The following is a 12,879-nucleotide window of genomic DNA, read 5'->3' on the forward strand; positions in this document are numbered from 1 at the left end:
AAGGGGGCGGGGGGGCAGCAACGACTGGCGGTGGCGGTTGTTGTGGCGTGGTGGTATCGCTGGACGCACCGGGGCTCGTCACAGATGATTGGGTGCTGTTGTCGGATTGTTTCGAATTGCAACCCGTTACCATGGCTGCAGCCAACAAAAGAAGTGCGATGCGATTCACAATTCCCCCGCTAGTCGATTGGTCTTATTAATTGCCGATGGCTAGCCCGGACTACCAGAGACACGCAACCTCTCCAGTGATTTTCTGGTGGTCGGGTTGATTACCGAATCGGTTTGCTCTTGGACGATGGATTGTACCAAGACGCTCCGTTCAGGTGTCGTTATAAAAATCCAATAAATCAACACTTCGTGATTGTTTTCGCTTCACGGAGAGGCGCGTCGTCACGCACGAAATTGAAAGTGAGGCGCGTTGTGGAGTCTGTCGTTTTCATTCAACTTCTACGACTGCTATAGCCTTTTTCCGGTCGCCATGCAGTGTGATGTACCGATCGGCTCGCTGCGGTCGTTTGACTCGTGTATTGATCGCTTGATGGACAAGATGCATGCGTCCGCATCGGTATTCACCCTGCCTCGCCATTCGCTATTACGCGTCGACATCGTGTGCGCCCGGCGCGAGGTCACACCTTTGCAACGCTTCTTCAATCTATTTCGCCGCGCGCGATTGACCGCATCGACGACTCGCGTGCGCTGACGGCCGTCTGGCCTCACTCGATACGCGTTGCGGCATCGATACGCGATACGGCGAATCGCATGTTCCGCCTTCGTCTGCCGAATACGGATACGTTCCTGAAACATTTCCCCCGATTCCGCCCCGCGTGACCGTCAGTGTCCGGCGGTAACGCTTGCCCCGCTTCTGTTTGCGCCGCATGGCACGCGCTTTGCGGTTGACCCGGTGCCGCCGGTGCAAACGAAATTGGCAAGAACGATGAGCGTATCGGCGGCATGCAACGACATCGAAACAAACGGGGAATCGGATCGGGTCGCGGGCGCCGCCTGTTGCGGCGTACGCGCCGCGCAGGTCGTATCGGCCATGCGCACGGGGCAACGCGTTCCCGATCCGTCGAACAGCAAGCTTGCTTGCAAGGTGTCGTGCCGGGGATCGCGCCACGCATTGCACAGGGGTCGCATGCGGGGGGACGGCGCGCCCGGCACATGTCGGGGGAGGCGCCCGTGAAAATGACGGTGAACCAATGGGCAGCGGCCGCGGTGCTGTTCGCCGCGAGTGCGCACGCGCAGGAGATCTATCTGCAGGGCGGCACGCAGGGCGTCGGTATCGGCGCGGCCGTGAGCTTCAATTCGATGCTCGGTGCGCACGCGGATTTCAACGCGATCGATCTTTCGCACGACTTCACGGTGGCCGGCAATCGCTATCAGGACGACCTGAAGCTGCGCCAGGGCGGCTTGTACGCGGACATCTTTCCGTGGCGGGGCAGCGGTTTCCGCGCGACGGTCGGGATGCGCTTCAACGATGACGAGCTGCGCGGCGTATCGGAGCCGACCAACGGGACTTACGTGTTCGGCGGCAAGCGTTATCCGGCGTTGCCGGGGATGTACGCGGTCGCGGAAGCGCGCTATCCGACCGTGATGCCGTATGTCGGGATCGGCTACGGGCATCGGCCGGCGTCGAAAGGGCTGGGATTCGTGGCCGACCTCGGCGTCGCATACGGGATACCGAAGTGTTCATACACGCTGTCGCCGGAGCTCGCGGCCGCTGCGGGACCGGCGAAGAGCCAGATCCTGGTTGCCAGCGGGCTGGACCAACTGCGGCAGGTGATGTCGCGCTATCGGTGGTACCCGGTATTGCAGATCGGGATTTCGTATCGGTTTTGAGTGGGTGAGTTGTCGTCGAGCGTGTTGAGCGGTGTGTTGCCGATAGGGACGTGCCAACAAGTCACGTGCGATTTGGCCAGATGGACGGGGGCTGCCTCGCGTGATCCACCCGGACGCAGTGAATGCAGCCGCCCCACGGTGGTCTGCGCGAGCTTGCGCAGGCTGGACCGCGTCGATTAGCCAATCGGCTGTCTTTTCCGTCGTTCCGATCCGGCATACCTTGGAGACAGCAGTTCGACGTGTCGGGCGAGCGACGAAAGCCGAATGGATTCATGCGGCGGTTGCCGCTCGCCGACGCCAACCACCGTTTTCCCTCTGTCCATGGCGATGATAGCAATGCTTGCATTCCACCGTCATGTTGCTATCATTGATAGCAGTCTGAATGGAGGGACCTATGGCAAATCTTCTGGTGCGTAACGTGGATGACGATATCGTTCAGAGCCTGCGCGAGCAGGCTGCGGCAAATGGCCGGAGTGCCGAGGCCGAGCATCGGGCCATTCTGGCCGACGCGCTCGGTCGCCCGAAGCGAAAGACATTTGCGCAAGTGCTGATGAGCATGCCCGATGTTGGCGATGACATGGATTTCCAACGTGTTCAGGATTCCGGCGAGGTCAGGCGTGTTTTTGATTGATACGAACGTCATCAGCGAAATCAGGAAGGGCAAGCGAACCAACCGTGGCGTGCGGGCGTTCTTCAGGCAGGCCGAAGCCGACGCGAGCCCGCTTTACCTGTCCGTCGTAACAGTGGCCGAACTTCGGCGCGGCGTCGACCTGATCCGTCATCGCGGCGATCACAGCCAGGCGTCGGCGCTCGAGGCATGGATGGCGACGATCCTGTCCGGCTATGCGCCGAACATCCTGCCGGTCGATATCGAGACCAGCCAGATGTGGGGGCATTTGCGCGTGCCCGATCCGGCGCACGAACTCGACAAGCTGATCGCGGCCACCGCGCTGATCAACGATCTCACGGTCGTCACGCGCAACGTCGACGATTTCGCGCGCACCGGCGTCCGGCTGCTGAACCCGTTCGATTGATTCGGGTTGCCGCACCGCGGCAACCTGCCTCCGTTCCCCGTCTGTCCCTTCACGCGTAGCCCGTTCCGCCGGGCTGCCGCGCTTCCCCGCGCCACCACGATTCCCCGCCCACTCTCGTCCCAACAGACGATGTAACACCACCCCCGACCGGCCAAAATCCTTTCACGAACAACGGATTCTGAACCAGGAGGAGGCCGACATGATCGATGTCCGTGCGCTTGGCTATGTCGTCGTCGAGGCGACGCGCGTCGATGCGTGGCGCCGCTACGCGGAAGACGTGCTGGGCATGCAGGCGCTCGACGCGCCCGACGGCGCGCTGTACCTGAAGATGGACGAGCGCGATTTCCGCTACGTGATCGTCCCCGGTACGACCGACCGCTATTTCGCGTCGGGCTGGGAACTGCCCGACGGCGCCGCGTTCGACGCCGCGCTTGCAGCGCTGCAGCGCGTCGGCGTCGAGCCGATCCGCGCGACGCCCGCCGAAGCCGCGCTGCGCCGCGTGCAGGCGATGGCGTGGTGCACCGACCCGTCCGGCAACCGCCACGAGCTGTACTGGGGCGCGCGCTGCGATTTCCGCCGCTTCGTGTCGCCGCTGGGCGTCGCGCGTTTCGTCACCGGCGACATGGGGCTCGGCCACGCGGTGCTGCCCGCGCCGCAGTTCGACGCGACCGACGCATTCGTGCGCGGCGTGCTCGGCTTCGAGCTGTCCGACATCTTTCGGGTGAAGTTCACGGCCGATCCGGCCGAACCCGAGAAGCGCATCCATTTCATGCATTGCCGCAACGCACGCCATCACAGCCTCGCGCTGTTCGAGATGGCCGTGCCGTCGGGCTGCGTGCACGTGATGGCCGAAGTCGACTCGATGGACGAAGTCGGCCGCGCGCTGGACCGCGTCGCCGCGCACGACGTGAAGATGTCGGCGACGCTCGGCCGGCACTGCAATGACCAGATGATCTCGTTCTACATGAAGACCCCCGGCGGCTTCGATCTCGAATACGGCTTCGGCGGCCTCACGGTCGACTGGTCGAAGCACGCGGTATTCGAGGCCACGAAGGTGAGCCAGTGGGGCCACGATTTCAGCATCGGATACCGGTAAGCCAGCACGATGACGATGAAACCTCTCGACAAGACGATGTCCGCGCGCGACGTGGTCGCGCAACTCGCCGACGGCATGACGATCGGTATTGGCGGATGGGGGCCGCGGCGCAAGCCGATGGCACTGGTGCGCGAAATCGCGCGCTCGAACCTGAAGGACCTGACGGTCGTCGCATACGGCGGCGCCGATGTCGGCCTGCTGTGCGCGGCGGGCAAGGTCCGCAAGGTGGTGTTCGGCTTCGTGTCGCTCGACGTGATTCCGCTCGAACCTCATTTCCGCCGTGCCCGCGAACAGGGCCGCATCGACGTGCTCGAACTCGACGAAGGGATGCTGCAGCTCGGTCTGCGTGCGGCCGCCGCGCGCCTGCCGTTCCTGCCGACGCGCGCCGGGCTCGGCACCGCGCTGCTCGATCACGCGCCGGCGCTGCGCACGGTGAGCTCGCCGTACGACGACGGCGAGACGCTGCTCGCGATGCCGGCGATCGAACTCGACGTCGCGCTGCTGCACGTGAACGCGGCCGACCGGATGGGCAACACGCGCATCGACGGCCCCGATCCGTTCTTCGATGCATGGATGGCGCGCGCCGCGCAGCGCTGCTACGTGTCGGCGGAAACGGTCGACGCGTCGATCGCGACGGAAGACCTCGATGCCGCGAAACGCAACCCGTTCGAGCGCTCGCTCGTCACCGGCGTCGTGCACGTGCCGGGCGGTGCGCATCCGACGTCGTGCGGGCCGGCCTACGGCTGGGACTTGCCGCACCTGCGCGCGTACTGCGCGAGCGCGGAAGACGATGAGAAAACGGCGGCGTACCTGCGCGACGTGGTCGGCCAGGACGAACGCCAGTACCTCGAAGGCGTCGGCGGGCTGTCGCACGTGACGACGCTGCCGTTGCCGATTCTGTAAAGGAGCGCCTGTGAGCGAATCTCTCGACCATTCCCTCGCGGAACTGATGATCGTCGCGTCCGCGCGACTCTGGCGCGACGACGGCGAAGTGCTGGCGACCGGCATCGGCACGGGCCCGCGGCTCGCGGCCGGACTCGCGCGGCTCGCGTACAACAACGGGCTGATGCTGACCGACGGCGAAGCGTATCTCGTCGAGGAGCCGGTGCCGCTCGGCCCGCGCCCCGACGGCTATCGCGTGAAGGCGAGCGGCTGGATGACCTACGAACGCGTGTTCGACTGTCTGTGGCACGGCCGCCGCCATGCGCTCGTGATGCCGACGCAGATCGACCGCTTCGGCCAGGCCAACATCTCGTGGCTCGGCGACGACTACGCACGCCCGAAGACGCAACTGCTCGGCGCACGCGGCTTCCCCGGCAACTCGACGAATCACGCGAACTCGTTTTTCGTCAGCGGCCACGGCAAGCGCACGTTCGTCGCCGGCGAAGTCGACATGGTGTGCACGGTCGGCTACAACCCGGCGCGCCGGCTGCCCGGGATGAAGACCTTCGTCGACCTGCGCAGCATCGTCACCGACCTGTGCGTGATGGATTTCGGCGGGCCGGATCACGCGATCCGCGTGCGCTCGCTGCATCCGGGCGTGAGTTTCGACGAGGTGCAGGACGCGACCGGCTTCCCGCTGATCGCGCATCCGGAACTCGGTACGACGGCCGCGCCGAACGCGGAAGACCTGCGCATCGTCCGCGCGCTCGATCCGCACAACCTGCGCGCGACGATCGTGCGCAACAATCCGGCGCCGCGCCGGGGATGAGGCCTGACATGGAAGCGACCCAGGTGACGTTCGGCGACGGTGTCGTCGACTACGCGGTCGAAGGCGGCATCGCGACGATCACGATGAACCGCCCCGAGTATCACAACGCGCAGAACTCGAAGATGACGTATGCGCTCGACGCGGCGTTCCGGCGCGCGGCGCACGACGACGCGGTGAAGGCGATCGTGCTCGCGGGCGCCGGCAAGCATTTCTCGGCGGGGCACGACATCGGCACGCCGGGCCGCGACATCCACGAGTCGTTCGATCGCGCATCGCTGTGGTACGACCACGTCGACAAGGAGGGCGGCGAATTCCTCTATGCACGCGAGCAGGAGGTGTACCTCGGGATGTGCCGGCGCTGGCGCGACCTGCCGAAGCCGACGATCGCGATGGTGCAGGGCGCGTGCATCGCGGGCGGGCTGATGCTCGCGTGGGTGTGCGACCTGATCGTCGCGTCGGAGGATGCGTTCTTTGCCGATCCGGTCGTGCGGATGGGGATTCCGGGCGTCGAGTATTTCGCGCATGCGTACGAGCTGAACCCGCGCATCGCGAAGGAATTCCTGTTCCTCGGCGAGCGGATGCCGGCCGAACGCGCGTACCAGATGGGGATGGTCAACCGCGTGGTGCCGCGCGAGCGGCTGCGCGACGCGACCTACGCGATCGCCGCGAAGATCGCGACGATGCCGCGCCTCGGGCTGACGCTGACCAAGCAGGCGCTGAACCACGTCGAGGAGCTGCAGGGCAAGCGCGCGGCGATGGACGCGGCGTTCGCATGGCATCACTTCGCGCATGCGCACAACGAGCTCGTCAGCGGCGACCGCCTCGGTGGCTACGACGCGCGCAGCATGGCCAGCTCGCAGCGCCAGCCGAACGGCGCGGACCGCGGCGACGCACCGGCACCAGCTGCGATCAACGGAGCCGCCGCATGAGCACGACGCTTCACAACCCGCTTCACAGCCCGCTCCATACGCCGTTGTGCGACCTGCTCGGCTGTCGTTACCCGATCGTGCAGACCGCGATGGGCTGGGTGGCCGACGCGCGGCTCGTCGCGGCGACCGCGAACGCGGGCGGTTTCGGCTTCCTGGCCGGCGCGACGCTCGAGCCCGAGCAGGTCGAGGCCGAGATCCTGAAGGTGAAGTCGCTGACGGACCACCCGTTCGGCATCAACTTCCACATGTTCCAGAAGAATGCCGCGCAGGTGGTCGACCTCGCGATCAAGCACCGGCTGCGCGCGGTCAGCTACGGCCGCGGGCCCGACGCGAAGACGATCCGCCGCTTCAAGGATGCTGGCATCGTCTGCATGCCGACCGTCGGCGCGCCGAAGCATGCGGCGAAGGCGGTCGAACTCGGCGCGGACATCGTGACGGTGCAGGGCGCGGAAGGCGGCGGCCACACGGGCTCGGTGCCGACCACGCTGCTGCTGCCGAAGGTGCTCGATGCGGTGCGGGTGCCGGTCGTCGCGGCCGGCGGGTTCTTCGACGGGCGCGGGCTGGCTGCCGCGCTCGCGTACGGCGCGGCCGGCATCGCGATGGGCACGCGCTTCCTGATGACCGCCGAATCGCCGGTGCCGCGCGAAACGCTCGACCGCTACGTCGCGGTCGGCGACCCGGCGCGCATCCGCGTGTCGGACGCGCTCGACGGGCTGCCGCAACGCATGATCGACAACCCGTATCTGCTGAAGCTCGAACGCTTCGGCCCGCTGCGCCGCACGCTGTTCGCGCTGAAGACGGCCGAGGCCTGGCGGCGCCAGAACGGGCTGCGCACGAGCGACATGCTCGGCCTCGCGATCAAGGCGCTGCGCTCGCACGACTACACGGCAAGCCAGACGCTGATGGCCGCGAACGCGCCGTTCCTGATCCAGCGCGCGATCGTCGAGGGCCGCCCCGACGAAGGCGTGCTGCCGAGTGGCCAGGCGGCGGCGATGATCGGCGCGATCGAATCGTGCGACGCGCTGATCGCGCGGATCGTCGCGGAAGCCGGCGAGCGGCTCGACGCACTGGCCGCGCTGCGTGGCGCGGCAGCGGCGCAGGCCGCATGAAGAACATCACAGGGAGGCAATGGAGATGACAGCATCCACTCAACCGGCCGGCGCGCAGCCGTTCCGGATCGATCGCGCAGACGGCATCGCCGAACTGGTGATCGCCCATCCGCCCGTGAACGCGCTCGACGCGCAGAGCTGGCATGCGCTTTCACGCGCGCTGGACGCGCTCGGCGAAGACGACGACGTGCGCGTGATCGTCGTGCGCGGCGAAGGCCGCGGCTTCTGCGCGGGCGTCGACATCAAGGAACTGGCCGCGCATCCGGAGCGGATCGTCGCGGTCAACGCGGGCAACTACGAGACGTTTCGCGCGGTGCACCGCAATCCGAAGCCGGTGATCGCGGCCGTGCACGGTTTCGTGCTCGGCGGCGGGATCGGCATCTGCGGTGCGGCGGACATCGTCGTCGCGGCCGATTGCGCGCGCTTCGGCGTGCCGGAGATCGATCGCGGCGCGATGGGCGGCGGCGCGCACCTGCAGCGGCTGTTCGGCGTGCAGAAGGTACGGGCGATGTATTTCACCGGCGACATGATCGATGCGGCCGAAGCGTACCGGCTCGGTGCGGTCGAGCAGGTCGTCGCGCGCGACGCGCTGCGCGACGCGGCGCTCGCGATCGCCCGCAAGATCGCGGAGAAGAGCCCGGCGATGGTGCGGCTCGCGAAGGAGGCGCTGAACGGCGTCGAGGACGGCGATCTCGAGGACAAATACCGCTGGGAGCAGGGCTTCACGCTGCAGGCGTACATGACGAACGACTCGACGGAAGCGCGCGCCGCGTTCGTCGAGAAGCGCGACGCGCGTTTCGACGCCCAGGCCGAGGAGGCTCGCGCATGAACCTGACCTACACGCCGCAACAGCAGGCGTTCCGCGCGGAAATCCGCGAATGGCTCGCGGCGCACGTGCCGCGCGAGCGGCTGCCGAGTTTCGACACCGAGGCAGGCTTCGCCGCGCACCGCGAATGGGAGCGCACGCTGCACTCGGGCCGCTGGAGCATGGTCACGTGGCCGCGCGAGCTGGGCGGGCGCGGCTGCGACCTGATCGAGTGGCTGATCTTCGAGGAAGAGTACTGGCGTGCCGACGCACCGATGCGCGTGAACCAGAACGGCATCTTCCTGCTCGGCCCGACGCTGATGGATTTCGGTACCGCGGAGCAGAAGGCGCGCTTCCTGCCCGCGATGGCCGCGGGCGAGCACGTGTGGGCGCAGGGCTGGTCGGAGCCGAACGCGGGCTCGGACATGGCCGCGATCCGCACGACGGCGGCCCGCATCGGCGACGAGTACGTGCTGAACGGCCAGAAGATCTGGTCGACCCGCGCGGTGTGGGCCGACTGGCTGTTCGGGCTGTTCCGCAGCGATCCCGAATCGTCGCGTCACCACGGGCTCACGTTCCTGATGGTGCCGCTGTCCGCGCCGGGCATCACGGTGCGGCCGATCCGGCAGTTGAACGGGCAGACGGGCTTCGCGGAGATTTTCTTCGACGACGTGCGCGTGCCGGTCGAGAACCGCCTCGCGGCCGAAGGCGCGGGCTGGCAGGTCGCGATGGCGACGGCCGGCTTCGAACGCGGGCTGATGCTGCGTTCGCCGGCGAGGTTCCAGCGAACCGCGCAAGCGTTGCGCGACCTGTATCTCGCGCACCGCGACAGCGCGGACCGTGACCCGACGCTGCGCGAGCGCGTGGTATCGGCGTGGATGGATGCGCAGGCCTATGCGCTGTCGACCTACGCGACCGCGAGCCGCTTGCTGAAGGGCGGCCATATCGGCGCGGAGTCGAGTACCAACAAGGTGTTCTGGTCGGAGCTCGATCTGCGTATGCATCAGACGGCGCTCGACATCCTCGGTGCGCAGGGCGAGGTCGTCCCGCAGACGGCCGCGCAGCACGCGACGCTCGGCCACTGGCTCGACGGCTTCCTGTTCGCGCAGGCCGGCACGATCTACGCGGGCACCAACGAGATCCAGCGCAACATCGTCGCCGAACGGATGCTCGGCATGCCGCGCGCGTAACGGCGCCGGCGACTCCCTCACTGAACGGACATCGTATGGATTTCGTATTCGATGAAGACCAGGAAGCGCTCGCGGACAGCGTGAAGCGCCTGCTGATGACCGAGATGACGCCCGAGCTGATCCGCGAGCTCTGGGCCACGCCGACCGGGCGCTCGGATGCGCTGTGGGCGCTGTTCGCGTCGCAGGGGCTGACCGCCGTGTCGGTGCCCGAGGCGCACGGCGGCCTCGGCCTGACCGAAGCGGAATGGGCGCTGCTCGCACAGACCTACGGATATTTCGGCAGCCCCGAGCCGCTGCTCGACACGGCGCTCGTGTCGGCCGGCGTGCTCGCGCGGCTGCCGGCGAGCGACTGGCGCGACGCGCTGCTGCGCGACATCGCCGAAGGGCGCGCGCGTGTCGCGCTCGTGCATCCGGTGAACCCGTATGCGGCCGACGTGCACGTCGCGCAAGTGCTGCTGTGCGAACACCGCGGCGAGCTGCATCGCGTCGATCCCGCGCAGTGCGCGTGGCGCGCGGTGGACAGCGTCGACCCGTCGCGGCGGCTGTTCACGCTCGACTGGGAACCGTCGCCGGCCACGCGCATCGCGGGCGCCGCCGAGGCCGCGCCGCTGCTGGATCGCGCGCTCGACCACGGCGCGTTCGCGGTCGCCGCGCAGTTGCTCGGCCTCACGCAGCGCGTGCTCGACGTCGCGATCGACTACAGCGCGCAGCGCAAGCAGTTCGGCAAGGCGATCGGCTCGTACCAGGCGCTCAAGCATCTGCTCGCGGACGTCGCGATCCGCTACGAGTTCGCGCGGCCGGTGGTCGCGCGCGCGGCGCAGGCGATCGCCGACGACCACCCGCAGCGCGCGGTGTTCGTGTCGCACGCGAAGCTCGCGGCGACGTCGGCCGCGCAACTGGCCGCGCGCCACTCGATGCAGGTGCACGGCGCGATCGGCTACACGTGGGAGCTCGACCTGCAGATCTTCATGAAGCGCATTTGGGCGCTCGCCGGCAGCTGGGGCGACAGCGCGTTCCACAAGGCCCGCGTGGCCGACGCGATCCTCGGCGACGCGTTGCCGATCGGCCCCGCGCAGACCTTCGACCTCGAGGAACTGAACTGATGAAACAAGCCTATATCGTCGACGCGCTGCGCACGCCGACCGGCCGCCGCAAGGGCGGGCTCGCACACGTGCATGCGGCGGACCTCGGCGGCTTCGTGCTGAAGACGCTCGTCGAGCGCAACGCGATTCCCGCCGACGAATACGACGACGTGGTGTTCGGCTGCGTCGACACGATCGGTCCGCTCGCGGGCAACATCGCGCGCACCTGCTGGCTCGCGGCCGGATTGCCGCTGCAGGTGCCGGGCGTGACGGTCGACCGCCAGTGCGGCTCGTCGCAGCAGGCCGTGCACTTCGCCGCGCAGGCCGTGATGAGCGGCGTGCAGGACGTCGTCGTTGCGGGCGGCGTGCAGACGATGACGCAGATCCCGATCTCGTCCGCGATGACCTGCGCGGCGCCGCTTGGTTTCACCGATCCGTTCTCGGGCAGCCAAGGCTGGCGCGCGCGCTTCGGCGATGCGCCGGTGTCGCAGTTCGTCGCCGCGCAGCGGATCGCCGATCACTGGAACCTGTCGCGTGACGCGATGGAGCGTTATGCGCTCGAAAGCCACCGCCGCGCGGTCGCGGCGATCGAGGCCGGCCATTTCAAGCGGGAAATCGTGCCGTTCGAAGGCGTGATGCACGACGAGACGCCGCGCCCCGACACGTCGCTGGAAAAGATGGCGACGCTCGAACCGCTGACGCCGGGCGGCTCGCTGACGGCCGCCGTCGCGAGCCAGACCTGCGATGCGGCCGCCGCGCTGCTGATCGTGTCGGAAGACGCGCTGAAGCGCTACGGCCTCACGCCGCGCGCACGCATTCATCACTTGAGCGTGCTCGGCGACGATCCGCTGTGGATGCTGACGGCGCCGATCCCGGCGACGAAGGCCGCGCTCGCGAAGAGCGGGCTCGACTGGTCGCAGATCGACGTCGTCGAGATGAACGAGGCATTCGCGTCGGTTGCGCAGGCCTGGCTGGCCGACACGCGCTTCCCGCACGAGAAGACCAACCCGAACGGCGGCGGCATCGCGCTCGGCCATCCGCTCGGCGCGACCGGCGCACGGCTGATGACGACGCTGCTGCACGAACTGGAGCGTACGGGCGGCCGCTACGGCCTGCAGACGATGTGCGAAGGCGGCGGTCTCGCGAACGTCACGATCATCGAGCGCCTGTGAGCGCGTCACTTTCACGATCCACGAGGCACAAGCATGGGAATCTGTAACGGACGCACCGTCATCATCACCGGCGCGGGCGGCGGGCTCGGGCGCGAATACGCGCTCGCGCTCGCGGCCGAGGGCGCGGCGGTCGTCGTCAACGACATCCGGCACGACGCCGCGCAGGCCGTGTGCGACGAGATCGCGCAACAAGGCGGCCGCGCGCTTGCGAATGCGGACGACATCACGCGCGTCGACACCGCGCAGCGGATCGTCGACGCGGCGCGCGAAGCGTTCGGCGACGTGCACGTACTCGTCAACAACGCGGGCATCTGCCGCGACAAGATGTTCACGAGCATGACCGAGCAGGACTGGGACGACGTGATGCGCGTGCACTTGCGTGGCCACTTCTGCCTGTCGAGCGTGCTGGCGCGCGTGTGGCGCGATGCCGCGAAGGCCGGCAATCCGGTCGACGCGCGGATCGTCAACACGAGTTCGGGCGCCGGTTTGCAAGGCTCGATCGGCCAGTCGAACTACGGCGCGGCGAAGGCGGGGATCGCCGCGCTCACGCTGATGCAGGCGGTCGAGCTGCAGCGCTACGGCGTGCGCGTGAACGCGCTCGCGCCGGCCGCACGCACGTCGATGACCGAAGGCGTGTTCGCCGACATGATGAAGAAGCCGGAAGACGGCGGGTTCGACTATTTCGATCCGGCCAACGTCGCGCCGCTGGTTGTGTGGCTCGGCAGTGCGCTGTCGGCCGACGTGACGGGCCAGGTGTTCGAGGTCGCGGGCGGGACGATCGCGGTCGCGGAAGGCTGGCGCACGGGCCCGAGCGTCGATCGCGGCGCGCGCTGGGCGGCGGCCGAGGTCGGCCCGGCGGTCGCGCAGCTGCTCGCCGATGCGCGGCCCGCGCAGCGCGTGTACGGGAGCTGA

General features: G+C 67.7%; 14 protein-coding genes. All 14 read left to right on the top strand.

Annotated features, from left to right (window positions below; genetic code table 11):
* Nucleotides 1-538: 538 nt before the first annotated feature.
* The 14 genes from H3H55_RS23455 (at nucleotide 539) to H3H55_RS23520 (ending at nucleotide 12,879) form a co-directional block, all read left to right on the top strand.
* Nucleotides 539-700, top strand: a complete 162-nt coding sequence (locus H3H55_RS23455) for a hypothetical protein (protein WP_193100411.1) — start codon at nucleotides 539-541, stop codon at nucleotides 698-700.
* Between the two features lie 461 nt (nucleotides 701-1,161).
* Nucleotides 1,162-1,839, top strand: coding sequence for a hypothetical protein (locus H3H55_RS23460; RefSeq protein ID WP_129515026.1), 678 nt, complete (start codon nucleotides 1,162-1,164; stop codon nucleotides 1,837-1,839).
* 394 nt (nucleotides 1,840-2,233) lie between these two features.
* Complete coding sequence (locus H3H55_RS23465; protein ID WP_193100412.1) at nucleotides 2,234-2,470, top strand: FitA-like ribbon-helix-helix domain-containing protein; 237 nt, start codon at nucleotides 2,234-2,236, stop codon at nucleotides 2,468-2,470.
* Entirely contained in the window at nucleotides 2,457-2,873 is a 417-nt protein-coding gene (locus H3H55_RS23470) for a type II toxin-antitoxin system VapC family toxin (protein ID WP_230684579.1), read from the top strand. The genes H3H55_RS23465 and H3H55_RS23470 overlap by 14 nt, the downstream gene beginning before the upstream one ends.
* A 199-nt stretch (nucleotides 2,874-3,072) precedes the next feature.
* Nucleotides 3,073-3,969 (top strand): VOC family protein, encoded by an 897-nt coding sequence (locus tag H3H55_RS23475; RefSeq protein ID WP_129515024.1) that lies wholly within the window; start codon nucleotides 3,073-3,075, stop codon nucleotides 3,967-3,969.
* Between the two features lie 9 nt (nucleotides 3,970-3,978).
* Nucleotides 3,979-4,872 (top strand): CoA transferase subunit A, encoded by an 894-nt coding sequence (locus tag H3H55_RS23480; protein ID WP_193100414.1) that lies wholly within the window; start codon nucleotides 3,979-3,981, stop codon nucleotides 4,870-4,872.
* A gap of 10 nt (nucleotides 4,873-4,882) precedes the next feature.
* Nucleotides 4,883-5,680 (top strand): CoA-transferase subunit beta, encoded by a 798-nt coding sequence (locus H3H55_RS23485; RefSeq protein WP_114179765.1) that lies wholly within the window; start codon nucleotides 4,883-4,885, stop codon nucleotides 5,678-5,680.
* A gap of 8 nt (nucleotides 5,681-5,688) precedes the next feature.
* Complete coding sequence (locus H3H55_RS23490; protein WP_129515021.1) at nucleotides 5,689-6,609, top strand: enoyl-CoA hydratase; 921 nt, start codon at nucleotides 5,689-5,691, stop codon at nucleotides 6,607-6,609.
* A complete protein-coding gene (locus tag H3H55_RS23495; protein WP_193100415.1) occupies nucleotides 6,606-7,718 on the top strand; it encodes an NAD(P)H-dependent flavin oxidoreductase in 1,113 nt (370 codons plus the stop codon). Before H3H55_RS23490 ends, H3H55_RS23495 begins: the two co-directional genes overlap by 4 nt.
* Before the next feature lie 19 nt (nucleotides 7,719-7,737).
* Nucleotides 7,738-8,547 (top strand): enoyl-CoA hydratase family protein, encoded by an 810-nt coding sequence (locus H3H55_RS23500; protein ID WP_193100416.1) that lies wholly within the window; start codon nucleotides 7,738-7,740, stop codon nucleotides 8,545-8,547.
* Nucleotides 8,544-9,713 (top strand): acyl-CoA dehydrogenase family protein, encoded by a 1,170-nt coding sequence (locus H3H55_RS23505; protein ID WP_048251079.1) that lies wholly within the window; start codon nucleotides 8,544-8,546, stop codon nucleotides 9,711-9,713. The genes H3H55_RS23500 and H3H55_RS23505 overlap by 4 nt, the downstream gene beginning before the upstream one ends.
* Before the next feature lie 35 nt (nucleotides 9,714-9,748).
* Nucleotides 9,749-10,816, top strand: a complete 1,068-nt coding sequence (locus H3H55_RS23510) for an acyl-CoA dehydrogenase family protein (protein ID WP_193100417.1) — start codon at nucleotides 9,749-9,751, stop codon at nucleotides 10,814-10,816.
* Entirely contained in the window at nucleotides 10,816-11,967 is a 1,152-nt protein-coding gene (locus tag H3H55_RS23515) for an acetyl-CoA C-acetyltransferase (protein ID WP_193100418.1), read from the top strand. The genes H3H55_RS23510 and H3H55_RS23515 overlap by 1 nt, the downstream gene beginning before the upstream one ends.
* Nucleotides 11,968-12,000: 33 nt before the next feature.
* Nucleotides 12,001-12,879 (top strand): SDR family oxidoreductase, encoded by an 879-nt coding sequence (locus tag H3H55_RS23520; RefSeq protein ID WP_193100419.1) that lies wholly within the window; start codon nucleotides 12,001-12,003, stop codon nucleotides 12,877-12,879.

It is taken from the genome of Burkholderia sp. Z1 (genome assembly GCF_014893795.1).
GTDB classification, from domain to species: Bacteria; Pseudomonadota; Gammaproteobacteria; order Burkholderiales; family Burkholderiaceae; genus Burkholderia; species Burkholderia theae.

What these genes read in the sequence shown, in the direction of transcription:
- H3H55_RS23480 (WP_193100414.1), top strand. Translation starts at nt 3,979, where the DNA reads ATGACGATGAAACCTCTCGACAAGACGATGTCCGCGCGCGACGTGGTC.
- H3H55_RS23495 (WP_193100415.1), top strand. Translation starts at nt 6,606, where the DNA reads ATGAGCACGACGCTTCACAACCCGCTTCACAGCCCGCTCCATACGCCG.
- H3H55_RS23500 (WP_193100416.1), top strand. Translation starts at nt 7,738, where the DNA reads ATGGAGATGACAGCATCCACTCAACCGGCCGGCGCGCAGCCGTTCCGG.
- H3H55_RS23505 (WP_048251079.1), top strand. Translation starts at nt 8,544, where the DNA reads ATGAACCTGACCTACACGCCGCAACAGCAGGCGTTCCGCGCGGAAATC.
- H3H55_RS23490 (WP_129515021.1), top strand. Translation starts at nt 5,689, where the DNA reads ATGGAAGCGACCCAGGTGACGTTCGGCGACGGTGTCGTCGACTACGCG.
- H3H55_RS23475 (WP_129515024.1), top strand. Translation starts at nt 3,073, where the DNA reads ATGATCGATGTCCGTGCGCTTGGCTATGTCGTCGTCGAGGCGACGCGC.
- H3H55_RS23460 (WP_129515026.1), top strand. Translation starts at nt 1,162, where the DNA reads ATGTCGGGGGAGGCGCCCGTGAAAATGACGGTGAACCAATGGGCAGCG.
- H3H55_RS23465 (WP_193100412.1), top strand. Translation starts at nt 2,234, where the DNA reads ATGGCAAATCTTCTGGTGCGTAACGTGGATGACGATATCGTTCAGAGC.
- H3H55_RS23520 (WP_193100419.1), top strand. Translation starts at nt 12,001, where the DNA reads ATGGGAATCTGTAACGGACGCACCGTCATCATCACCGGCGCGGGCGGC.
- H3H55_RS23510 (WP_193100417.1), top strand. Translation starts at nt 9,749, where the DNA reads ATGGATTTCGTATTCGATGAAGACCAGGAAGCGCTCGCGGACAGCGTG.
- H3H55_RS23455 (WP_193100411.1), top strand. Translation starts at nt 539, where the DNA reads ATGGACAAGATGCATGCGTCCGCATCGGTATTCACCCTGCCTCGCCAT.
- H3H55_RS23515 (WP_193100418.1), top strand. Translation starts at nt 10,816, where the DNA reads ATGAAACAAGCCTATATCGTCGACGCGCTGCGCACGCCGACCGGCCGC.